This is a genomic window from Sulfitobacter maritimus (assembly GCF_013346665.1).
In the GTDB taxonomy this organism is placed as follows: Bacteria; Pseudomonadota; Alphaproteobacteria; order Rhodobacterales; family Rhodobacteraceae; genus Sulfitobacter; species Sulfitobacter maritimus.
Genome location: NZ_JABVBB010000038.1, coordinates 719,721 through 742,347, shown reverse-complemented (window position 1 = coordinate 742,347; position 22,627 = coordinate 719,721). Strand labels below are relative to the sequence as shown.

At 57.6% G+C, this 22,627-nt stretch carries 24 protein-coding genes and 1 tRNA gene; 9 read left to right on the top strand and 16 right to left on the bottom strand.

Going from position 1 to position 22,627, the window contains the following annotated elements; genetic code table 11:
- Positions 1–175 precede the first annotated feature (175 nt).
- The 4 genes from HTT03_RS18390 to HTT03_RS18375 form a co-directional block, all read right to left on the bottom strand.
- The gene (locus tag HTT03_RS18390) at positions 176–1,372 is read right to left on the bottom strand and encodes a GAF domain-containing sensor histidine kinase (RefSeq protein WP_246253605.1); all 1,197 of its coding nucleotides are present in this window, start codon (positions 1,370–1,372) and stop codon (positions 176–178) included.
- Positions 1,373–2,275: 903 nt separating this feature from the next.
- Positions 2,276–3,034, bottom strand: coding sequence for an aldo/keto reductase (locus HTT03_RS18385; protein WP_217482857.1), 759 nt, complete (start codon positions 3,032–3,034; stop codon positions 2,276–2,278).
- A complete protein-coding gene (locus HTT03_RS18380) occupies positions 3,031–4,002 on the bottom strand; it encodes a TIGR03571 family LLM class oxidoreductase (protein ID WP_174861218.1) in 972 nt (323 codons plus the stop codon). The genes HTT03_RS18385 and HTT03_RS18380 overlap by 4 nt, the downstream gene beginning before the upstream one ends.
- A gap of 63 nt (positions 4,003–4,065) precedes the next feature.
- Positions 4,066–5,247, bottom strand: a complete 1,182-nt coding sequence (locus HTT03_RS18375) for an MFS transporter (RefSeq protein WP_174861217.1) — start codon at positions 5,245–5,247, stop codon at positions 4,066–4,068.
- A gap of 84 nt (positions 5,248–5,331) precedes the next feature.
- On the opposite strand from HTT03_RS18375, the gene HTT03_RS18370 reads away from it, so the two are divergent.
- Complete coding sequence (locus HTT03_RS18370) at positions 5,332–6,228, top strand: LysR family transcriptional regulator (RefSeq protein ID WP_174861216.1); 897 nt, start codon at positions 5,332–5,334, stop codon at positions 6,226–6,228.
- A gap of 259 nt (positions 6,229–6,487) precedes the next feature.
- Here HTT03_RS18370 and HTT03_RS18365 read toward each other — a convergent pair whose 3' ends face one another.
- The 3 genes from HTT03_RS18365 to HTT03_RS18355 all read right to left on the bottom strand — a co-directional run bounded on the left by HTT03_RS18365 (position 6,488) and on the right by HTT03_RS18355 (position 9,275).
- Complete coding sequence (locus HTT03_RS18365) at positions 6,488–7,861, bottom strand: hypothetical protein (RefSeq protein WP_174861215.1); 1,374 nt, start codon at positions 7,859–7,861, stop codon at positions 6,488–6,490.
- A 115-nt stretch (positions 7,862–7,976) separates the two neighbouring features.
- A complete protein-coding gene (locus HTT03_RS18360; protein WP_174861214.1) occupies positions 7,977–8,546 on the bottom strand; it encodes a hypothetical protein in 570 nt (189 codons plus the stop codon).
- A 132-nt stretch (positions 8,547–8,678) separates the two neighbouring features.
- Positions 8,679–9,275 (bottom strand): hypothetical protein, encoded by a 597-nt coding sequence (locus HTT03_RS18355; RefSeq protein WP_174861213.1) that lies wholly within the window; start codon positions 9,273–9,275, stop codon positions 8,679–8,681.
- A gap of 321 nt (positions 9,276–9,596) precedes the next feature.
- Between HTT03_RS18355 and HTT03_RS18350 the strand changes: the two genes are divergently transcribed.
- Complete coding sequence (locus HTT03_RS18350) at positions 9,597–10,007, top strand: response regulator transcription factor (RefSeq protein ID WP_217482856.1); 411 nt, start codon at positions 9,597–9,599, stop codon at positions 10,005–10,007.
- A 23-nt stretch (positions 10,008–10,030) separates the two neighbouring features.
- On the opposite strand, the gene HTT03_RS18345 is transcribed toward HTT03_RS18350, so the two are convergent.
- A complete protein-coding gene (locus HTT03_RS18345) occupies positions 10,031–10,222 on the bottom strand; it encodes a hypothetical protein (RefSeq protein ID WP_174860546.1) in 192 nt (63 codons plus the stop codon).
- A 121-nt stretch (positions 10,223–10,343) separates the two neighbouring features.
- Between HTT03_RS18345 and HTT03_RS18340 the strand changes: the two genes are divergently transcribed.
- The 4 genes from HTT03_RS18340 to HTT03_RS18325 all read left to right on the top strand — a co-directional run bounded on the left by HTT03_RS18340 (position 10,344) and on the right by HTT03_RS18325 (position 14,915).
- Positions 10,344–10,871 carry a hypothetical protein gene (locus tag HTT03_RS18340; RefSeq protein ID WP_174861212.1) on the top strand — a complete coding sequence of 176 codons (528 nt, stop codon included), beginning with the start codon at positions 10,344–10,346 and terminating at the stop codon, positions 10,869–10,871.
- Between the two features lie 133 nt (positions 10,872–11,004).
- A complete protein-coding gene (locus HTT03_RS18335; protein ID WP_246253603.1) occupies positions 11,005–11,946 on the top strand; it encodes a GIY-YIG nuclease family protein in 942 nt (313 codons plus the stop codon).
- A gap of 81 nt (positions 11,947–12,027) precedes the next feature.
- A complete protein-coding gene (locus HTT03_RS18330) occupies positions 12,028–14,103 on the top strand; it encodes an AAA family ATPase (RefSeq protein WP_174861211.1) in 2,076 nt (691 codons plus the stop codon).
- 485 nt (positions 14,104–14,588) lie between these two features.
- Positions 14,589–14,915 (top strand): helix-turn-helix transcriptional regulator, encoded by a 327-nt coding sequence (locus HTT03_RS18325; protein WP_174861210.1) that lies wholly within the window; start codon positions 14,589–14,591, stop codon positions 14,913–14,915.
- Positions 14,916–15,023: 108 nt separating this feature from the next.
- Here HTT03_RS18325 and HTT03_RS18320 read toward each other — a convergent pair.
- The 6 genes from HTT03_RS18320 to HTT03_RS18295 form a co-directional block, all read right to left on the bottom strand.
- Positions 15,024–15,098: transfer RNA gene (locus tag HTT03_RS18320), tRNA-Phe, on the bottom strand.
- Between the two features lie 115 nt (positions 15,099–15,213).
- Positions 15,214–15,405 (bottom strand): DNA gyrase inhibitor YacG, encoded by a 192-nt coding sequence (locus tag HTT03_RS18315; protein WP_174861209.1) that lies wholly within the window; start codon positions 15,403–15,405, stop codon positions 15,214–15,216.
- Positions 15,402–16,436, bottom strand: coding sequence for a ribonuclease E/G (locus tag HTT03_RS18310; RefSeq protein ID WP_174861208.1), 1,035 nt, complete (start codon positions 16,434–16,436; stop codon positions 15,402–15,404). The genes HTT03_RS18315 and HTT03_RS18310 overlap by 4 nt, the downstream gene beginning before the upstream one ends.
- Positions 16,433–17,011 (bottom strand): Maf family protein, encoded by a 579-nt coding sequence (locus tag HTT03_RS18305; protein ID WP_174861207.1) that lies wholly within the window; start codon positions 17,009–17,011, stop codon positions 16,433–16,435. The genes HTT03_RS18310 and HTT03_RS18305 overlap by 4 nt, the downstream gene beginning before the upstream one ends.
- Positions 17,012–17,100: 89 nt before the next feature.
- Positions 17,101–17,319 carry a translation initiation factor IF-1 gene (gene infA / locus HTT03_RS18300; protein WP_005978431.1) on the bottom strand — a complete coding sequence of 73 codons (219 nt, stop codon included), beginning with the start codon at positions 17,317–17,319 and terminating at the stop codon, positions 17,101–17,103.
- 81 nt (positions 17,320–17,400) lie between these two features.
- Positions 17,401–18,276 carry a carbon-nitrogen hydrolase family protein gene (locus HTT03_RS18295; protein ID WP_174861206.1) on the bottom strand — a complete coding sequence of 292 codons (876 nt, stop codon included), beginning with the start codon at positions 18,274–18,276 and terminating at the stop codon, positions 17,401–17,403.
- Between the two features lie 111 nt (positions 18,277–18,387).
- Between HTT03_RS18295 and HTT03_RS18290 the strand changes: the two genes are divergently transcribed.
- Positions 18,388–19,080, top strand: coding sequence for an NAD-dependent deacylase (locus tag HTT03_RS18290; protein WP_174861205.1), 693 nt, complete (start codon positions 18,388–18,390; stop codon positions 19,078–19,080).
- Between the two features lie 89 nt (positions 19,081–19,169).
- Here the strand turns inward: HTT03_RS18290 and rpmB are convergent, their stop codons facing one another.
- Positions 19,170–19,469 (bottom strand): 50S ribosomal protein L28, encoded by a 300-nt coding sequence (rpmB, locus tag HTT03_RS18285; protein ID WP_067268014.1) that lies wholly within the window; start codon positions 19,467–19,469, stop codon positions 19,170–19,172.
- Between the two features lie 269 nt (positions 19,470–19,738).
- Between rpmB and HTT03_RS18280 the strand changes: the two genes are divergently transcribed.
- Together HTT03_RS18280 and HTT03_RS18275 are read left to right on the top strand one after the other, a co-directional pair.
- On the top strand, positions 19,739–20,434 hold the full coding sequence (locus HTT03_RS18280) for a CDP-alcohol phosphatidyltransferase family protein (protein WP_174861204.1): 696 nt from the start codon (positions 19,739–19,741) through the stop codon (positions 20,432–20,434).
- A gap of 66 nt (positions 20,435–20,500) precedes the next feature.
- Positions 20,501–21,943, top strand: a complete 1,443-nt coding sequence (locus HTT03_RS18275; protein ID WP_174861203.1) for an MFS transporter — start codon at positions 20,501–20,503, stop codon at positions 21,941–21,943.
- Here the strand turns inward: HTT03_RS18275 and HTT03_RS18270 are convergent.
- A complete protein-coding gene (locus HTT03_RS18270; RefSeq protein ID WP_174861202.1) occupies positions 21,940–22,395 on the bottom strand; it encodes a methylated-DNA--[protein]-cysteine S-methyltransferase in 456 nt (151 codons plus the stop codon). The two genes, HTT03_RS18275 and HTT03_RS18270, sit on opposite strands and share 4 nt — an antisense overlap.
- Between the last annotated feature and the right edge of the window lie 232 nt (positions 22,396–22,627).

Sequence of the window (22,627 nt, the reverse complement as noted above, 5' to 3'; positions counted from 1 at the left end):
CGTATCGGGACCGGACCTTGACTGAGACCCCGGTTAAGGTCCGGTATGGGCGGGGAGCGTTTCGGCAGGCTGCCGAGACTGTTGATGGGAGCTTGAACTGAGTTGTCCCTTAAAAACTGACGCTTCGAGTATCCGTGGCGTGTCGATGATCAGCCCCAACCAAAATTCCAGATCCTCAAGTTGTTGTCGCTTCCCGGATGGGCATCTGGAAGGTAAAGACAGTGCGGTTGTCTTCTGATGACACGTCCAGGGTGCCACCGTGCCCTTTCGCGATTTCGGAGGCGATAAAAAGTCCCAGCCCCAACCCTTCTCGGCTCGGGCGGTCTTTGCGGCGCTCGAATGGTAGGAAAAGACTGGGCAACATGTCATCGGAAATCTTCTTTCCCGAATTGGTGACCGAGAGCGAAAAGAGCTCTGCTGTCGCGGTGGACTCCACTTGGATGGGCGCACCCGAAGCCCCGTGGGTCACCGCATTCGCCAGAAGGTTCGAAAACATTTGAGATATACGAGGCACGTCACAAGCGATTGGTTCAAGGAGATCAATGTTGGTTTCGATCTTCTGGTCCGGTGCCGCTGCTTGAAGTTCTGTCACAATCTGGTGCAGAGCCGGCTTCAGGGTTGAGCTCAAGGTTTTCTCAATAACGATGCCCTCGCCTTGGCGACGGCGGGCCTGATCGAGAAGGTTTTCAATCAGACGCTCCATCCGATTGGCTGAGCCACGCATCAGGTCGACCAGCTCAATCGTCTTATCATCGATATTACGCCGCGCTATCAGACGGAGGCCAGCTTTGAGCGCGTTGACGGGATTGCGCAAATCATGGGCCAGGATGGCAATAAAACGCTCTTGTATACGGGCCAGCTCTTGTTCGTGTGCCACGGCCTCTCGGCTGGCGGTCAGTTCCTCGTCGGCATCCAGAATCTCGCCGATAATCTGCGCAAAAAGTCTGAACATCGACAGTACGCGGTCATTCTTCAGCTTACGAGGCTGCGGATCGATGGCACATAGAGTGCCGAAGAAGAATCCGTCCTGAAGATAGATTGGGACAGAGATATAGCCACGAAACCCATAGCGAGCAGGACAGTGGTGGTCGACATAGGTTTCATCGTCATGGACATCGTCGATAACGATCTCTTGATTGTATTCCCGCACTTCGTGGCAAAGGGTGCTTTCGACATCCAACTCGTCCCCGGGCATCAGTCCGAATGAAATGTGATCGATAGCACGACAAGTTACCCACCGAGATTCAGTAACTCGTGCGACTGCTGCAAATCCCATCCCGGTGGCCAACGCGACGGTTTCTAAAAGGGTAAGAATTGCGTTGCTGCGACCGACAGCGTCGATGTCGGCCCGGAAGTCATGTTGTTCTAACAAGTGCTACCTCTACTGACTTAAGTTAGGCTCGAGCCGATGTTGAACCTTAGCGCGTCGCCAACCCAAAGTCAGCCAGATTAGCGGGCGTCTTTAGAGCGCCGCAGGGGACTAAATCCGCGACGGCAAGGTTTTTCTTACCATGGTGGCGACCAGTAGGATGTATTGCCACCTGACTTCCAGACTAAACTGTTGGAATTAGATGGCGCGGGTATCGTCAGGTTGTCTTTGAAATCCTGGAAAGCCCAGCCTGCTCTTGCGACAACCGGGCTGCACGCAGCCGAGCAGTCTTTTGCAATCGTTGGCTGGTTTCTTTGCCGATGATTTCGGTTGCGGCAGCACTGGTCCGCTCGGCGATAGTCTCTCGTTTTGAGGGTTCTTGAGGGGATTTGCGAACTGTCATCCGTGTCTCTCTTTTCTCGCGCTGAAAGCATAATGGGCTGCTGTGACCTTGAGCTACGCCTTCATGATGACTTAGCCCGCGGGGGCCGAAAGGAAACGAACCGAAATGACAAGCCAAGATTGGCCGTTATAGGTCCGCACAGGCCTTGGTTCGGAATGGGGGCTGTGCGCGGGTGACTTGAGGGAGCTGAGCAGACTTTGATATCCTACGCTAAGTCGTTGGCGATTATCCATTGCACTTGCGAAAGGTCCACTTGCGAGGTCGCGGGCTAAGTGGCAGATCATCATGGATGACGACGCAAGATTTGCTATTGCTACGAATGGCGGCTTGGTTCGCCGCAGCTGCAGTATTTCGGAACCGAACCGAGCGTCAGCTCCGGGCCGAAGGCTGAAGTCGACGGGTATAGGTCCTGCAGGGTTTCTGCAGGACCAGTGACTAATCAATCCCAAACTGGTGCGAGCGTTTCCGGGCTGACTAAGCGCCCTTCGGCTGAACCAAGAGCATCAATGCTGGCGATCTCTTCTGCTCAACATGATATCCGCTGCACCAAGGTTGTCGGCAAGCCGGTTCTTGTTACCGGTCCTGGGCAACGCGATGCTCATCGGGCGCGTCAGGACCCAGGCCAATGCAATCTGGGCCGGGCTTGCATTATGCACGGCGGCAATCTCGCGCAACGTGGCGTTCTCCATGACCTTCCCTTGCGCCAGTGGCGAGTAAGCCTCAACGGGAATGCCCTTGCTGGCGAGGTGAGCGATCGTCCGTGTTTGGTCGATCAGCGGATGCAGCTCGATCTGGTTGGCGGCCAATGGCGTGTTAAACGCAGCCTGTGCTTGATCGACCATGTCCATGGTAAAATTCGACACGCCCCCATGGCGGACTTTCCCCGCAGAAATCAGAGCATTCAATGCGCCTATGGTGTCGGCAATCGGGACTTCCTTTGAGGGCCAGTGCAGGAGCAGCAAGTCGACATAGTCCGTCCCCAGTCGATTCAACGACGCATCGGCGGCAGCGGTGAAGGCTTCTGGCGAGAAATGCTCGGGCAGGATTTTGGTGGTGAGGAACACTTCATCGCGGCGGACATCGGCGCGGCGCAAACCTTCGCCGACTTGTTCTTCGTTTTCATAGGCCTGCGCCGTATCAATATGGCGGAACCCTTCGGAAAGAGCCGCGGCCACCATGTCGGCCACGGTATCTTGCTCAAGTTGAAAGGTGCCGAACCCCAAGGACGGAATTTGGGCGGGGCCGTTAAGGGTGATACTCATAGTGTTGTTTCCTTATTATTTTGCTCGGTGAACTCAGGGATGACGTGCTCGGCCAACTCGGCCAGAACGTCTTCGATTTCGCGCTGTGACTGGCGCAGGTTAAAGGCGATGTGGGCGACCCCTGCAGCGTGCAGGGAACGAACGTGAGTGGTTAGAGCATTGCGACCCATACGGCCCCCGAACTGGATCGGCCGGAAGGGCGCATCGGGATCAGGGTCAAGATCCAAGTGCATGGCGGTCAGGACTGGCGCGGGGCGTAGGCCAGCATCAGTGCGCGCCTGACGCCACATCGACAGGCGGCGCTCGGCCTGATCGGGAGGGCCCGGATAGGTGAACCAGCCGTCCAATGTGCGGGCGATCCATTGCAGGCTTTGCTGTCCCATCCCGGCCATGACCATCGGGATACCTTCTGGAACATAGGGGCGCACGGTGACGGGGCCTTGTGGTCCTTGCAGCGCGTCACCTGACCAGAGGGTGCGCATCTGGTCGACGCGATCGCGCAAGGTGGCTCCGCGGTCCTCATAGTCGAGCCCCATCAGAGGGTATTCCACCGGACGGTCCCCGGACGCAATGCCAAGGATAAACCGCCCGCCCGACAGATGGTGCAGGCTGGCCGTCATCTTGGCCAGGATGATCGGATCCCGCAGCGGCAGGACGATACCCGCAGTGCCAAGTGCAATGCGCCGCGTGTGGCCTGCAAGAAAGCCGAGATAGGGGAACGGATCGAAGACCTGTCCCGCATCCCCGAAGCTGGGATCGTGAACCGGCACGTCCCGCAGCCAGATCGCATCGAAACCAAGGCTTTCGGCCAGCTCTACTTCCGTGGCAGGGTTTGAGATGTCTGGCACGCCAAAGGGGCGCCCCTCGATACGGGCACGGCGTTGCCCGGCTTCAGACCAATCGCGGTCCAGCGGCAATTCAATGCCAAAAGTCATGCGGTCTTTGTAAATCAGATTGAGGGCAGACATGATACGAACCTCCAGTTCAATGATTTGCCCCGCCGCCATAAAGATACGGCAGGGCAAGTGAGGTTATTCAGCAGCAACTGCTTGGGATATTGTTGTGTTTAGGCGGCCGGACAGGCGCACCAAAACGATCCCGACCACCACCACACCAGCGGCGATGTAAGGCGCAGCGGCAAGGCCGACGCCTTCCACCACAAGTCCACCAGCCCATGCGCCGCCTGCGATACCAAGGTTGAACGCACCGATGTTCAAACCGGACGCCACATCCACCCCACCGGGGGATACTTCGCGCGCAATTTGCACGACATAGGATTGCAGAGGCGGCACGTTGGCGAAGGCAAAGCCGCCCCAGAAGGCCGCAACCGCGATGGCTGCAATTGGGTGTGTAAGGAAGGCACCAAGTGCGATCAGTGATATCGCAAGGCCAGCAAAGATCACCGTCAGGGACGGCACTGCACCAATACGGTCAGCCAGTTTACCGCCGGCGATGTTCCCTACGGCGACAGATGCACCATAGAGCAGCAGCACAAGGCTAACCGCGCCGGCAGACAGACCCGTGACTTCGTTCAGCATCGGCGCGAGGAAGGTAAAGGCGATGAAGTTGCCGCCATACCCCACAGCCGTGATCAGATAGACCAGCAGAAGGCGCGGCGAAGTCAGCACCTGCAATTGCGCCTTGATTCCTGCCGAGGCAGCTTTGGTCAGATTGGCGGGCACCAAGATGGCAGAAGCGATGAACCCAATCACGCCAAGCGCGACAACGCCAAGGAAGGTCGACTGCCAGCCGAAGTTCTGGCCGATGAAGGTCCCCAAGGGCACACCCGTCACCAGTGCGACCGTCAAACCAAGGAACACCAGTGCGATGGCCGAGCTTTCCTTTTCAGGCTCCACCAGATCGGTGGCGATCGTCGAGGCGATGGCAAAGAAAACACCGTGGGCAAGACCGGTGATAAAGCGCGCAGCGACGAGGCTGCCGTAATCCGGCGCAAAGGCGGCATAAGCATTGCCGAGCGTGAACAACGCCAGCAAGAGCAGCAACAACGTCTTGCGCGGCACTCGGTCTGCCATGGCGGTCAGCACTGGCGCGCCGATGGTCACGCCAAGCGCATAGAGGCTAACCAACAGGCCAGCAGAAGGAATCGAAACGCCAAGATCGGCGGCGATGGTGGGAAGCAAGCCAACGATAACGAACTCGGTCGTTCCGACGGCGAAAGCGCTGATGGTCAGCGCCCAAAGGGCAAGGGGCATCGCTTTTCTCCAATAAATTTGATGTCGACGCCACATATGCCAGTCGCTATCTGTTGCGATAACAGACAAGTTTGGAATAGATCATTGCAGAAACTGCACGAATTGCTGCGCATGGGGGACTTGGCTGCTTTTGTCGGGATCGTCGATGATGGGGGCTTTGCTGAATCCGCGCGGCGCAGAGGGGTGTCTGCCTCAACACTCAGCCGGTCAGTGACGCGGCTGGAAGAGCAGTTGAAAGTCACACTCCTGCGCCGGACTACGCGGTCCATCGAGATCACCCCCGAAGGCGCTGCCGTTCTGGCCGAGGCGCGCGAGATTTTGGATCGCAGCGAAGCCCTGCAAGAGATCGCAACAAGTGGACAGGCCCCCGCCGGACCACTGCGTGTGAATGCGCCTGTGCCTTACGTCCTGCATGTCCTCGCCCCGCGGCTGGCCGAGTTTCGTGCGGAATACCCCGGCATCCAGCTTTCGATCGACATGACTGATGCGCTGGTGGACCTGATCGGCAGTCACGCGGATGTTGCCATTCGATTGGGGCAGCTACCTGATAGCGACATGCTGCACCGCCCCCTGGGGCGCACGGCTTGGAAATTGGTGGCTGCGCCGGAATATCTTGATCGCAAAGGCTGGCCAAAAATACCAACCGACATCGCAAAGCTGGAGCAAGTGCGCTTCGCGGCACCAGATCACATCAACACGCTGCGCTTTACTGGTCTGCCCACCCCCGTGACGGTGCCACCCGCGGTGACCGCAGGCAATGGAGAGGCCGTGCGCCAGATGGTATTAGGCGGTCTGGGCATCGCGCGTTTTTCCGATTTCATGATCGCAAATGACATCGATGCGGGCCGATTGGTTGAGCTGTTTCCGGGCCAGCTTGACGCCGCCCCGTTGGATATCTCAGCCCTCTACCTTACCCGCGTCTCGGGGTTGCGAAGGTTGGGTGTTTTTCTGGATTGGTTGGCGACCATTAGCGAAGGCTGAGTTATTCCCACGTGCTTTCAGTATGCATAACGATGACGAGCAAAGCCTGGCCGCAAAGAGTTATTTTCAGTCAGTCTTATATCGGCATGTTTTTGGATGTCCGCTTCTTGGACGCTGCACTGCAGCGGCGCGATGCCAAACGAACGGCTGGAAAGGGCCGTTCATGACGATCAGAGGCTGGGACAGCTATAGTGCATGCGGCTCACCGGCAGGTCAACTTTACGTCCAACCTGCCTCGATTTCGTAGGGCGATGCGCACTTATTGAAGAACGAAAATCACCGGCATCCGCGTTGCTGCACCATCCACTGCGAAGATCGCGATTTCACGGTTGATGGCATTCATCCCGCGGGTATTCTCCAGAGGATCGTAGAACGGGGTTTCGTCTTTCGTTTCTCCCGCGCCAGCCGCATAAGCTTCCACACCGCCATTTCCGCCATACTTCACAGAAACACCCTGCTTAACCTCTTCCGGATCATATCCGAGCTTGGTGGTGAAGCCCTCGAAAGCTGCGGCTGTATCAGCCCCAATCAGAGCCGCGATCGCCATTTGCGGTGTGTCCGCGCGCTCCATTTCGATCACGCCGTGTGCGCGGGTCAGAACATGTCCGCCATCCGCAGGGGAGAACTCGAGCACGGCACAACGGTCGTTGATCTCGGGCGTATAGCACGCAAGCCCCGGCCCAGTTCCTTTGATGTCGACAGAATAGGCGCTGTTCATACCCGCCATGATACTGCTGCCGCTGAAACCGGCCGTTGTTCGCCACGGACCATCGACTTGCTGTAAGAACACCCGAAACGGCCGATCAGAAATATGATCCTCATCGGTGACAAGCTGTCCGGCATCATAGCGATAGGCGATCATCTTACCGCTATCCGTATATGCGAAATCGTCACTGGCGACATACGGATAGGCTTCGATCAACATTTCCTTCGCCTCCACCCAGGGGGTTCCCAATGCGGGAATGCCTGACGCTTCAAGAAGTGCGGACCGTGCGTCATTTACCATCTCGGCCTGAACGTCGTCGGCGAGTGGTGCTTCTTCAGTTGCACTGTATTCGGCGATGGGAAGCCCGTCCCGAGCAAAATAAGCAACCCGCGATACGAAACCGTCATATGCGTTGGGGCGGGTCGTCGATTTCTGGAAGTTCGTCATGGTGACCTCGGCGGTCAGGGCTTGTTTGCCAATGCGCTCGCGCAGCGCCTTGCCCTCGTCGATGGTTGCCGGAAAGACATTGAAGTCTGACCAGTTCCGGAAAAACAGCTGGTTGAAACCATATTTCATGTGCGAATTCTGCGAAAAAAGGCTCACGGGGAATCCGTTGTGTTCGACGCTGTAGTCGCCCAACTGCGCCCGGATCGAAATCGTGACCTCCGCTGCCTCAACATCGATATTTGCCTGTTCAGCCTGCAAGCGCGCGATGACCTCCTGCAACACAGTTGCGCGGTCGAATTCACCTGCTGAAAGGTATGTAGGGTCTTTTCTGGCAATCGCTTCATAGTCAGGCGTCGTGCCATCGACAGCCTGAAAGAACGTGTTCCACCAGGCTTGCTCGGGGTTCAGATAGGTTTCCGACATGGCTGGCGAACCAATAGCGAGGCCAAACCCCAATGCATATGCGAAATTCTTATTCATAGTCTGTTCCTCTTATTTGGTAATTGAAATTGGTGGAAAAGGACGCGGAAGCACTGCTTTCCACGCCATTTGGATTTTCGGAAACGTTCCGGTAGAGCCCTACGACAACCGCAAGTTATTCCTGTGTGAGCAGGTCAAAAATCGCGATAGCGCGGTCCCGTTTCAGGTTCCGGCCCAAGGTCACAACCTTGGATCCGTAACGGATCCGCACACGAAAACGGCGTTTTGCAGACGATCTTGCGATTGCCATATTCGCCCCCAGAGCGGTCGAGGTCGTCGCATTCGCCATAGCACCCATCACCGCCATCGAAGCACCGGCTGCACCTGTTCCGCCGATAATCATTGAAGGGCCACCGGAAATAGTAACCTCTTTGTCCATAGGGTTGTCGATCAGAACTTCGGAAATCTTGTCCCGCTCATATTCTGCACCGTTTTTGATGATCCCATCCGGCGTCAACGTGAAAGTCTGACGCTGAAACATCAGATAAATCAGGTATCCCATCCCCAGTATCAGCACCAACGGGAGGGGCCAGAAAGGGGTGCCGAAAAGTGTGGATAGCCCTAAAAAAATCAAAGGAAAAACGATATAGCCCCCCCAGGAAATACCATCGCCCCGAAAGCTCACGAGTGTCTGATCACCTTCTGGGGTAAGGTCGTAGCCTTGGGTAAATGTTGCTTTCTTCATATACTGATCTCCTTTGGTGAAAATTTTTCCACCCGCACAAGCATGCGGACACAGGCGGCAAAAAAGCGCAATTGGCTTAGACTGTTGCGGGAATCTGATCGGAAACGATCAATTCATGAGAACAATTGACATTTATTCTCTACGGCAATCAAATATGTCGCCGCTGGCTTGTGAATACCAGACCAGACTATTTTCTTGGATTTCGAATAAGCCAACGCCGTAGTTATCTGGCAGCACCACATAATAGCCTTCGTCTCCAAGCTTATTGATCTGGACGACAGGAAATTCCTTACCTGAGACGTTGTAAGTCTGAGCATCCAAAGTGAACCCCATGACTTCGCAATCCCATTTGCCAAACGGCGGGTGCTCTGTCTTTTGCACGACAGCCGTCGCGCAAATACGCGCGGTATCGCTGACCCAGCAGGCCCCATCACGCTGCAACGCACCAAGTGGCGTGTGGGCGCGGTTCACACCCGCAATCTCGTTCCAATGGGCGGTGGCCCGATTTTCACCTTCGACATACACGTAGGCGAAATAGTCACTGGCGGCGCCCATGATTTTAAAGCTGCCATCGTCACGGGATAGGAGCTCGAAAGAACATTGACCGTCGATATAAGATTTGCCCTCAACCTCGAGCACGCAGGATGCGGGGGTGGCCGCTGCGGGAGCAGCCGATGCGGCGAGACCGAGCCCTGATACCATACAGAAAAATGCGGAATAGAATTTCATATCGGCCCCTCCAATTATCTCAAGCAGAATAATTTAAGTATTTCAGCACCTCACACACATTAAAATACCACCAAACAGAGGTATCGTGTTTGCGTCAGCATCGCGGTCGTGCGAAACTGTAAGCAGAGCACGGCCAAATCCGTGCTTCGGGGCGTCGAAACTCCAAACCATGCGAGCCCGCCAGGATTACATCTGGCCGGGTGGTTGTCACGTATGTCCAAGGCTCTGCCCAAAGGTGGCAGCGCTCTGTGCTCGCGTGCAGAGTTTCGAACACCCGGCTGCTGAGCCGGGTTGCCTCTCAAATCCACGGAGGGGCAGAACATGTTTTACGATTTCAAAATTACTCGCCAAATAGCGCCAATTGGCATCGATCAAAGTACGAAGATGCGGCTTGATCAGACCATCAGCGGTTCACGGTCAGTTGGCGCAGCGACACTCATCCTTCACCATATGTCCGGAGCCACGGATGGCAAAGTAACCCGTCCGCAAACCGGCCGGGCCCGCAAGACAGGTGATACATCAGAGCAAGCCGTGCTTTATCTCGCCCCACGAGAGCTTGACGTGCTCACATGGGCCGCCCAAGGCAAAACCACTTGGGAGACCGCTCAACTTCTAGATCTGTCAGAAGCGACGGTCGCATTTTACACGCGGCGTGCTTGTGCTCGCTTGGGTGTAAAATCAAAAATACATGCGGTTGCGGTTTGCATTAGCGCGGGGCTTTTCAAGATCTGACAAAGCGGAGGGGAGATGCCATCTTAGCTCCCGTCCTCTTTCCAGCTATCCAAAAAGCTCGCCAAAATACGCCGCATGGCTTCCGGTCGCGTTGGTATATCATCAAGGGTCCGGCGATACGCATCAATATCGTCGATCATTTCAGGCTCCATCCGGATCATCACTGGTTTGGTGTCGGTTTTCGGCCGGCCGATCGTCTTTTTTTGCTCAGACATGTCGAATCATCCTCAAAACTGTTTGACTATCTGATTACAACATTACATACTGGGCGGACCAAGGCAAGAGCTGGCACTCTTACCAAGGTCCTGATCATCGTCATTCGCTAGGAGAACTCTGATGACTAAACAATTTACTATCACGCCCGAACAGGGGCATGAACCCCCGAACGAAACCCCAATGTCTCTGGCATTTCATAACGTTCTTAAAACGATGCATGCGTTCATCGTTGCGGAACGCGATCTCGAAGACATCGCATACAGCAGGGACCCCGCTTACGCGATCTGGGCCGAGGATACTGAGAAGGCATTTGAAGAGCTCGCAGAGGCTTTGATCAACGTGCATAGCTTGCCTGCCTTGGTCCGTGAGGACCAGCCATTGCGCCGCATGGCATTGCTTGCGGACGCAATGATCGGGCACGAAGAACCTGGCGGTGCCCGGGCGCTCCACCTCCAAATGCAGGTGGCGTTCTTCACCAAATTTCAGGCCTTCGGGATTTCGTCGACGGCAATGCACCGCAACGGGCTTCTGATTCATGGGCGCCATCTTATCGATGCGATGATCAGTCTGCCATTGTTTGATGGCGGACCTGTCGATGGCCCACATATTGATGAACCGCCGGAAAACGACTTGGGCGCGGCCTTCTAAAACGAGCCGGTAAATTCTAATCCTTCCCGCATCGGGAAGGACCCCACTTCATCATATTTTCATAAAACGGCCGCCTGCCTGCGCCGCGCCTTTTGACGTGCGCTGCAGCGGCGGATTCCTCGGAGGATTCCTCATGACCGACTTCATCAATACACTCACAATTTCCGGCTCTCCTGTCCCTGTCTATCCTGGCAAGTTGATGCCTCACTGGATTGAGGCGGCACAAAACAAAGGCTACGAACTTGTCGCCCGCATCGTTGACCGTTTTCATCTCGCGCTGCGCTGCCAGCATTGCGGCGAACTGATCAAAGTCAGGCTTTTCACGCTGATGTCCGCGCAACCGCTGTGTTCTGCTTGCGTGCAAAAACAATGGATTTTGACTGCACAGGCTGCGGGTCTGACCTTCCTTTACCGATGCCCAGATGACCGCCACTATGCTATCTATCAAGCGCAATGTGGTCATAAAATCCGCCGCCAATTCGAATTCGTCGAACGTGTGGCAGCAGGTAAAACCGACCTCCGGTGCAATGTTTGCCATAAAGATTCTGAAATGCGTGAAGCCGCGAAACGTGGTTGGGAACTTCTCGGGCCCGATCCAAAGAGCGATCCGAACTACAGGCTCTACCGTCATTCGGACTGCGGGCACGAGCAGCGGATTGCACGGGCAAACCTTCAGACGGGCCGCTTTTCCTGTGGTGGCTGTGGCAAAATCTGGACCGCTGCTCCAAGCCATTTATATGCGATGAGCTTTACTCTGCCGAACAGCCGCGAACTGATTAAATTGGGCTACTCCAACAACCCGATCGGGCGCCTTCGCGACCAACTGGTTCTGGACAAAAAAATGCCCTGCACAATCCTGAAAACTGTTCCGGTGGACACAGGACAGCAGGCTATCCAGCTGGAACAGCGTCTGCACAAAAAGCTGCGCGACACTTATCCAGATGCCGTTGTCTCTCATTCGGTTTTTGCAGACCAGATCAAGGTGAAATCTGAGATCTATGACATTGCCCTGACCCCTGTGATCCTCGCAGAGCTTGATGCGCTCGCTGAGCCGACGAGCGTGCGCGCATCATAGCCCTGTGCCGAAATTGTTTTTCGTTTCTCCGGTCAAACGACCGGAGATCACCTATGCATATATTATATGGAGGGCTTCCCCATGCCCCATCTCATCGAAAACACGCCGACTTGGGCGGCATTCGCCGACATTCTGATTGAACGCTTGCGCCGTCATCATGGCCTCGCCCCATCCCGTTTTCTGGACGACGAAGACGACGAGCCCTCGGAGCTGGATATTCTTTTTCAGAAACTCGAAGGTCCTGTTCCAGCGAAACAATTCTCTGAACGCACGGATCTTCCATCGCGGTATTTGCCTGCCCGACAGCTGTTGACTGGCGTCAGGTTGGCAGCGACCTTCGGCTCGCAAGATCAAGAGCAGGAAAGTGCGCAATGCGGTGCCATTACCGTCATCCGTGACATTGCTATCGAAGACCTGCAGCTGATCAAAGACACACTGAAAAGTGCCTTCCCAACACGATGGCTTATCATTGAGCCGGACGTGGCCGAAGGCGCGCTTGCGAAGAATGCACAGTCGCGCTTCGATCGTATTCTGGTCGATAGCGTCGACAAGATCGAGCCGGTTATCATACTGCAGCCTGACGGCATGACATTGCCTGCTCATTTGAAAGCCATTGCCCCCACCACTCTTGCTTTCTCAAATGTCACGCATGATGTGCTCCTGAAATTTCTGGCCTATGGACATCTCTCTGACCAGCTCGCCAACGCTGGCAATACCCGTGCGGCCCTGCCGACAGAAAGCGCTATGAAGGCTCTCGGCACCGTTGATATCTGCGCTGCCACGCGTGCCCCCGCTCTTCATCAAGCCGTGGAACGCTTGCGGAGGATGACGTATCGTAACGCCAAAGAGAACGGTCCCCGCCTTGAAGATATGACGGGCGATAGCTCCGCATTGACAGCAGCACGGCGTATCGTTGCTGATCTGTTGGACTGGCGTGCCGGGAAAACCGCCTGGCATGAGCTGAGCCACTCCCTGTTGCTATTTGGTGGGCCCGGCACCGGCAAAACATGGCTGGCCCGCGCGATGGGCAACAGCGCGGGAATTTCCATAGTGACCGGTAGTTTCGGAGAATGGCAAGCAGCGGGCCATCTTGGGGATATGCTGCGCGAAATGCGCGCGAGTTTCGCCAAAGCGCGCCGCAATGCCCCCTGCATTCTGGTGATTGACGAGATCGACGCGGTCGGGTCGCGAACAGATGACGACCGTCATGCGTCTCATTACCGCATTCAAGTGATCACGGCTTTTCTCGCAGAGATGGATCAGATCGCGCAGCGAGAAGGCGTTATCGTTGTCGGCACCTGCAACCATGTCGACCGAATGGATCCCGCCGTGCTGCGTTCAGGGCGCATGGATATCAAGATCGAAGTTCCATTGCCGGATTCTGAAGCATTGCATGCGATCCTCTCCCATCACTTAAGCAAAGACATTGCCGACCACGAACTTCGGAAGCTCGCCCATCGCGCAGTGGGCCACAGTGCTGCGGATATTGACGCTGCCATTCGTGCTGCCCGCTCCAACGCGCGACACGAAAGGAAGCTGTTGAATGTCGAGATGCTGGAAGACCAATTGAACATCGGCAGCGCCGATGAAAACCACAATCGCACATGGCGAATTGCGGTTCATGAAGCGGGGCACGCTGTCATCGGCAAAGCTCTGGACTTGGGACCCATCGACCGCATTCTGATCACCGGCGACGGCGGCCAAATCTATCGCCGCGCGCAATCAAGCGAAAGCCGCCTCTGCGATATCGAAGATGAGATCGTCTACTCCTTGGGGGGGCGAGCGGCGGAACGTCTTATGCTCGGCGAAGTATCAGCGGGCGCCGGCGGGCCTGCAACATCCGATCTGGCGCTTGCGACCCGCCATGCCGTGGACATCGAGGCGACATATGGCCTCGGCCATGCGGGGCCGGTCTGGCACGCAAACCCTGATGCGCTTCATCTTGCCACTCCAGCGATCCGTGACCGCGTTCGCCAACGCATCATGAAGGCGGAAAAACGCGCCGGAGAAATCCTGCGGCTGCATCAACATGTTTTGGATGCCCTCGCCAGCGAACTTGTCGAAAAGAGGTCTATGCGCAGTTCTGAAATTGCGCAGCTTCTTCAGCGCGTTACTGAAAACACTTCCGCCCCAACACCTGAAAATGCGCCGCCATAGAGGTAGCTATTATAGTTAACAAAAACCACTTCTCGCCACACAGCCGCTTACTCCGGCAAAAAGAACACTACACCTCACCACCACCTACACAAAAACTATTGGAGAAAACGCGGTGGCCTGAGCCACCGAACAACTAAGGCGCTTTCGCGCCGCACACTTGCAAAACCATCAGCTTTGCAGCCCCAAGAGGCCGCGGTATTTCGGCCTCTTCAAAGATAAACAAACACCCAATTGTCCACCCCCAGCCATATAAAGAGTAACGCATCAAATTCAGTCCATCACCTTCAGACCAACCGCTTCACACACCAAACGGCGGTCATTCATTTTCATTTGCGCACACAATCCACTGGATTCGACATTGCCACGGTAAAAAGCTGGGGATCCTGCCGTGATCCGTCCACGAGTGTTCATTATCTTTGAGATCAGTGAGCCGACCCCTTCCATTTGTCGGTGCCGATCAACTTAAACAACCAAGGATAGACACAATGTCAGATACGAACACTTCACTCCCGAAATGGCTTTCAGGCCGCCGCTACTGCACTATCAAGGACCTCATGCGGCTTTTCGAAGTCTCCCGCGCCACGATTGACCGTTGGCACAGGGAAAACCCGGATTTTCCGCGCAAACACAAATTCGGCAACCCGTTCAACGAAAATTGCAGCACCCGGTTTGTCGTGCCTGAGGTGAACGCCTATGTCGCGATGGTTGAGGGAGATCGGGCGGAGTGGACGAAACAGTTTGATCCTGTAGACTCAGACACGAAACAGCGTTCTTCGGACCACACGGAAACGCCGAAGTCGCCGCCTATGTAAGATGCTCTGTGCCACCAGTGTGCCACTGAGCGAAAAGATAGCAAATAGAAGAAGGAGGAAGCTCATGCAAAAACACATGCAAACCATTGAAAGTATGGAGTATTTAAATGGTGCCCGGGGGCGGAATCGAACCACCGACACGAGGATTTTCAATCCACTGCTCTACCCCTGAGCTACCCGGGCACGGGTCACCTCTTTCGAGGTCGGGTGAGCGGGTTCTAGGGCCTGTGGCGCGGGGTGTCCAGCCCCATTTTGCCCTGAAACTCACTTCTTTTGCCAAAAGGCAAATTATCTTTTGTTAATGAGGCTTTGCAGGGCGGTCTTGGGCTGCTTCGGCAGCTTCGATCGCGGCTTCCACATCTTCCGGGTCGCGCGAGGGGACTGCGTAGCTGCCGTTGAACCAGCGGCCCAGATCGATGTCAGCGCAGCGGCGCGAGCAGAAGGGGCGGTGGGCTTTGACAGTTGGGGCTTTGCAGATCGGGCAGCTCATTGATGGCCTCCTGCCAAAACCTCCGCCAGCACCGGGCGTGCGCGTTTGCGTTGGAGTTCAAAATGCCCCAGCGGGGTCCAACCGACCAGCGCGGTCTCCACGTCATCGGCGCGGAAGGCGGCGCGTAGGGCGCTTTCAAAGGTGCGGCGGTCTTTCTTGGGCATGGGGGCAAGATCGAGCGTAATCTGCCCGCCAAGGCCGCGCAGGCGCAGGGCGCGGGGCAATGCGCGGGCGCAGGCCATATTGGCCTTCACACCAGCGGCGAGCGATGCATCGCTGCCGGTGTTCACGTCCACGGCCACAAGCGCGCGGGTCGGCTCGACAAAGATCGACGCTCCGCTGCCAAGCGGCACTTGCGGCGAGGCCACGCGGTCCAGCTCTTCCAAAACGCCGTGGTCGCTGAAGCCCCCAGCCTCGGTCACCACCTCGGCGGGCGCGGTCCAGTCACGCCATGCGAGCAGGTGCGGGCCATCGCCTTCGCTCAGCACTTCCATCTCCTGCCCATCGTCATTGGCCACGGTATCGGCCAAGGCCATCATATTTGCGATGTCGTCAGCAATATCGTCTGCATCGGCACCGGTGCAGGACGACCGCAGGATAAGACCCAGATCGGCCCCGCCCGCAGCTTCATGAGCGATTTCAAGCAGCCGGTCGCGCTCTTCTTCGTCCTTGATAGAGCGCGAGATGTTCAGCCCCGGCGCATCGGGCGTCACGATGGCGTAGCGTGATTTGAACAGCAGTTTGTTCGTTACGGGGATTGCCTTGCCCGGCTCGGCGTGGCCCGAAACCTGCACGAGAATCGCCTGACCGGGCGCCAGGCCTTTGATCTGTCGCAGGAATGCTGCGCCGTCGGGAGTCTTAAGGAACATCCCCCCCTGCCCCTTCACCGGACGATCCGCAATCGCGCGGTACACGGTGCCAACGCGCGGCGCGTCGCTATCCACGAGAAAATCATCGAGCTTGCCGTCCACCATGAAAGCTGCGGCTTCAATATCGCCAAGATGGTCAAGAATGATCGTTCGGCCCTTCATGCGGCACCTCCGTCAAATGGGTAGCCTGCCGCTTGCAGCAGGTTCGCAGATTCGGCCAAAGGCAGGCCGACGATTGCGGTGAATGAGCCGCTGATCCATGGGATCAACGCGCCGGCAGGGCCTTGGATACCATAGCCGCCCGCTTTACCGCGCCAATCGCCGGTGGCGAGGTAACGGCGGATCTCCGGCTCGGAAAGGGATTTCATTTTTACGGTGCTCTGCACATCGCGCTGCCAGAGCTTTTCGCCCCGCTTCACGGCGACGGCGGTAATGACCTTATGACGCCGCCCCGACATCAGCCGCAAAAAGGCTTCCGCCTCGGCCTCATCCTCAGGCTTGCCCAATATACGCCGCCCGATCGCCACGGTGGTATCAGCGCAAAGCACGATGTCTTCCGCGTCCGCAGGCACAGCTGCCACTTTCTCGCGTGCCATACGGGCGCAATAGGGGCGCGGCAGTTCGGCCTTGTGGGGGGTTTCGTCAATGTCGGGGGCACGGATGGCATCGGGGACCACACCGATTTGGGCCAAAAGCTCCAACCGGCGCGGCGATCCTGATCCGAGAATGAATTGCATCTTAGGGGCCTCTTTGCCTGAGGCCGGCAGCCCGGTCGGGGCCGCGCACGGCCCCGCCTGCGCCGCGCAACGCGCGAACGCGGTGCCGCTTACTTGAAGCGATAGTTGATCCGACCCTTGGTCAAATCATAGGGTGTCATTTCCACCTGAACCTTGTCGCCAGCCAGAACACGGATGCGGTTTTTCCGCATCTTGCCTGCCGTATGCGCGATGATCTCATGGCCGTTTTCCAGCTCGACCCGAAACGTCGCGTTAGGCAGGAGTTCCTTCACGACACCGGGAAATTCGAGCGTATCTTCCTTGGCCATGGTCTCTCCTTGAACACAAAACCCTCCAATTTGAGGGCGCAGGCTTAAATGGGCGCATTTTGCCAGTTTTTCAAGAGGGATTCAGCGCAAAGCGACGTTTATCGCTTTTCCATCTCGGCCGATCTGGTCTTGCCAGTCGCGCCGGTTCAGCACGATGCCATCCGCACGCACCTCTGCGACCTGCGCCAAGTCGGCCTCTGCGATGGTCCAACCGGGGGCGTTGACCTCGCGCACAGCCAGCACGCCAGTGGGCGGAAAGCCCCGATCCGGCGGGCAGAAGATGCCCCCCCCGCCGTAAGATTGCCCCAAAGCCTCCGACCAATCTGCGGCGCCTACGACCGACGACATCGCCGTGATGCACTGATTCTCCAAAGCGCGGGCCATAGAGCCGATCCGCACCCGCCAATAGCCCGCCAGCGTTTCGGTCACACTTGGCACGCAGATCACGTCGCAGTCGGCCAAAGCCCGGCCCAACAGCGGAAACTCACTGTCATAGCAGATTAGAATCCCGATCTTGCCCAAGGTCGTGTCAAAGACCTGCAAGGCGTTGCCGCCGATCACGCCCCATTCCTCGCGTTCAAAACGGGTCATGATCTGTTTGTCCTGCACGCCAATCTGGCCCGAAGGGGTGATCAGCCGGGCGCGGTTGACCGGGCGGCCCTCGGTCGCGGCAGGGCCAGAGGCTGCGACGATATGCACGTTATGCTCGGCGGCCAGTCTGGCGTGCAGACGGTCCGCCTCTTCCAATTTGTCGGACACAGCATAGAGCGAACGCTCCAAATCCCCTGCCACATCCGCCCCATCAAGCGTGGCCAACTCCATCGCGCCATATTCAGGAAAGACCAGCAGCTCCGCCCCCTGAACCGCCGCTTCAGCAACCCAATGGGCCAGCTTATCCTCGTATTGCGCCCAAGACGTTAGAACGTCGAGTGGATAAGCAGCGGTGGCGATTTTCATGTCAGGCTCCGTTCTGTTTCGCGGCAGTTTGCGAGGCTTTAACGGGGGCTTCAAGGGCGATATGTTGGGCGTCAGCTTGAAAGCGTTGCGCAAATCAGGGAAGGTTGAGCCATGACCAAGATCGTTATCCTCACCGGCGCAGGCATTTCTGCTGAAAGCGGGCTTGAGACCTTCCGCGCTTCCGATGGGCTCTGGGCGCAGCACCGGGTCGAAGACGTGGCCACGCCCGAAGCCTTTGCCCGCAACCCGAAGCTGGTGGTCGATTTTTATAACGCGCGCCGCGCACAAGCGGCAGAGGTCGCACCCAATGCCGCGCATCGTGCGCTGGCACGGCTGGAGGCTGAGTTAGACGGTGAGGTGGTGGTCATCACCCAAAACGTCGATGATCTGCACGAACAGGGCGGCTCGCAAAAGGTGATGCACATGCATGGCAGCCTCAAAGGTGCGCTCTGCGCCGCCTGTGACCACCGCTGGCCTGCACCAATGGTCATGGCGCCGGGTGACCCCTGCCCCGCTTGTAACGCCCCAGCCGCGCGGCCTGACATCGTTTGGTTCGGTGAAATGCCCTATGACATGGACGCGCTGTTTGATCATCTGGCCCAAGCCGACATCTTTGCGGCCATTGGCACCTCGGGCAATGTCTACCCCGCCGCCGGTTTCGTTGCCGAAGCCCGCCGCGCCGGGGCGCATACGGTGGAGTTCAATCTGGAGCAGTCTGCTGTGGGCAATCAGTTTGCCGAACACCGCATCGGCCCCGCCAGCCAAACCGTACCGGAATGGGTGGCAGAGATCTTGCGCGCGTAACGTCGCGCGATCAGCACCCCGTCTCAACCCCGAAACGAAAAGGCCCCGATCCTTTCGGATCGAGGCCCCAATCTTCAAAGCATCAAGCCTTAGCTCAGCACATCAGCCGTGGCGCTGGACTTGGCGATCGCTTTCTTGATCTTCAGCGCGTTGTCGGACAGTTCAACGTCCTTGGCTTTCGCCAGAAACTTGTCCAGACCACCGCGGTGGTCAACGCTGCGCAGAGCTGCTGCAGAGATGCGTAGCTTGAACGCGCGGCCCAGTGCCTCGGACTGCAACGACACGTCGTTGAGGTTCGGCAAGAACCGGCGACGGGTGCGGTTGTTGGCGTGGCTTACATTGTTGCCCGTCATCGGGCCTTTTCCGGTCAATTCGCAACGGCGCGACATGGGTTCATCCTTTTGCTGTTGTGCCCTCCCAGCGATCCGGGGAAACACATACGATAGGGGCCGCGCAGAGCCGACCCTGAATTGGTCCGCTGGCTTTAGTGGGAATCGCGAGAGGCGTCAACCCGAAGCGCGGTCGATGGATGCTTTTCCCCTGCGTTTTGGCCAAAGTCTATCCACCGGCGATAGGCGTTTTGCATCAATGGGCCGCTTTTTGCCATAGGATACAGAGTTTCCTTTGCATCCGCCCGGCGGATTTGCGATGCACAACCATGACTTTACAGATGCGCGCGCTCCTCGTTCACCTTTTCACCGCCACCGGTGCCGTTCTCGCCATGCTGGCGATGCTCGCCGCTGTTGAAGAAAAGTGGGACCTTATGTTCCTCTGGCTGGTGATTGCCTTTTTCGTGGACGGGATCGACGGGCCGCTGGCGCGGAAATATGATGTGAAGACCAACGCGCCTGAGTTTGACGGCGTCTTGATGGACCTCATCATCGACTATCTAACCTATGTCTTTATCCCGGCCTTTGCGCTTTTTACGTCCGGTCTGATGGATGGTTGGAGCGGTTGGGCGATGATTATCATCATCACCTTTACCAGCGTCATGTACTTCTCAGACACGCGCATGAAGACAAAGGACAATTCTTTCAAAGGCTTCCCCGGCTGCTGGAACATGCTGGTGCTGGTGCTCTTTGCCCTCGCGCCCGAATGGTGGGTCAGCCTGATCATCGTGACCATCCTTTCTGCGGCGATGTTCGCTCCGATCAAATTCGTGCACCCTGTCCGGACAGAGCGCTGGCGCGCGGTGACCCTGCCCATGGCGCTGGCATGGACCTTCTTTGCCGGCTGGTCCGCTTGGGTGAATTTCCATCCCGAAAGCTGGGCGCATTGGGGTTTGGTCGTGACTTCGCTTTATTTGGTTAGCGCCGGTGCCGCACAGCAATTGATCCCGGCAAAGGACGCCTAAGGCGTATAAGCCCTTGACCTCAACCTAGGTTGAAGCATCAGACAGGTCTCAACAAAGGAGACCAAGATGCCGCAGACCGCCCCTGATTCTATAGATACGTCAAACGCCTATGTGTCTTGGGGTGAGTTTCTGGGCAGCGGCTATACGGCCTCGCTGGCTTTGGTATGCTTGGCCGTTTGGCTCCACGCTGCAGACAGCTTAATCGTGGCCACGATGCTCCCCTCTATCGTCGCTGAAATCGGCGGCGCGGCCCTCGTTAGTTGGAGCGTTTCCATCTACGAGATTGGCTCAATCGTCGCCGGTGCGGCCACCGCATTGTTGACGATGCGCTACGGATTGCGCGGGCCGATGAGCCTCTCAGCGGTGCTTTTCGGTGCCGGATGCGCCCTTAGCGCGGTCAGCCCGTCGATGATGGTGCTTTTGGTCGGGCGCGGGCTTCAGGGGTTGGGCGGCGGCGGTTTGGTCGCGATGAGCTTTGTCGCACTTGGCGTCCTGTTTCCACGCCGCTACGCCGCCCGCGCTTTGGCGGTTGTCTCGACCTTCTGGAGCATATCAGCCTTTCTCGGCCCGCTGATTGGCGGCTTTTTCGTGGAATATGCAACATGGCGCTTGGGGTTCTGGTTCTTCGCGGCCCAAGCCTTTGGCCTCGCGCTGTGGATCGCCCTGCGCGGCGGGATCGCGCGGCCCACAGCGGCGACTGAAATGGACCGTTTCCCAATCGCCCGTCTGGCGCTTCTGTGTCTTGCAGTTGTGCTGATCTCGCTCGGCGGTGTGCGGGTCGAACCGGTGAGCACCACACTCTATGTCGCGGCCGGGCTTCTCTGTCTTAGCTGGTTCTTTTGGCGTGACAATGCCGCCGGGAGCGACCGTCTGCTGCCCGCAGCCTCTGTGGATCCGCGTCACGCAGCAGGCGCGACCTTGTTGATGTTGCTCTTGCTGTCGATGGCGACGGTGGCAATCCTCGCTTATGGCCCGCTGCTGATGGTCGCGGTGCATGGTACATCGGCGCTGATCGCAGGCTATATCGTCGCGGCGTCCTCCGTCGGTTGGACTTTAACCGCAGTGATCGTCAGCGGCGCGCCAGAGCGACAGGATCGGATGTGGATCGTGGCAGGAATGGCGATGACGACCCTCGCCGTTGCCGGGTTTGCCTATGCGGTGCCGCAAGGGCCGTTGTGGCTGATCGCGGTTTTCGCCTTGCTTGAGGGCGGCGGTTTTGGGCTGGCTTGGACCTTTATTCTGCGCCGGGTTACGGCCCTCGTGCCCAAGTCCGAAGAGCAGCGTGTTTCAGCCGCGATGCCGACGATACAGCGTTTGGGCTATGCGCTCGGCGCGGCATATTTAGGGATCGTCGCCAATGCCTCGGGCTTTCTGTCCATGGACAGCACGGCAGAGGCGCAGGACGTTGGGCGTTGGCTTTTCCTGTCTTGCGTTCCACTGGCCTTGGCCGGGCTGCTTGCCATGTTGGGGCTGGTGCGGCGGCACCCCTATGACGAAACTTTGGACTAAATCAGCAGCCCACCCGCGCCTTCGTGTCGGAGCAGAGCCACCTTGGTCTCTACCCCGCCCGCCCCGCTAAAGCCGGTCAGCCCCTTGGCCCCCATCACCCGGTGACAGGGGATGATGATCGGGATCGGATTGCCGCCACAGGCTCCGCCCACAGCTTGCGCTGGCACGCCGAGGTCGCGGGCAATCTCGCCATAGGTGCGGGTGTGGCCGAAGGGAATGGCCGCGATGGCAGCGCAGACCGCGCGTTGGAACTCGCTGCCGGTGACACGCAGTGGCAGGTCGAATCGCTGGCGCTGGCCTGCCGCGTAGTCATTAATTTGCTGCAAAGCGGTGTCGAGCAGCTGCGAGCGGTCTTGCCCCGCCGCCTGCCCCCAACCGAGCGCCGTGATCGCGCCGTCTTCCTCAGTGACGATCAGATCGCCGAAGGGCGTAGAAAGGGAGGCTTGTTTCATTGCCCCACTCTGCGCCAGAAATCACGCCCGCGAAAGGGCACTGAGGGCATCGCCCTCCCTGGTGGGCGTTCCTACTTTTCCCGCAGGCATGGACTTGCAAGAGACGCTAAAGGCGCGATCTGTGGAAACGCCGCAAAATCGCCCTCCGGGGGGAGGGAGGGCGATGCACGTGGTTTCCGCGGGCGGGGCATTTGCGATCGGTCAAAGAAAAACGGGCGCCGGTTATCCCGAC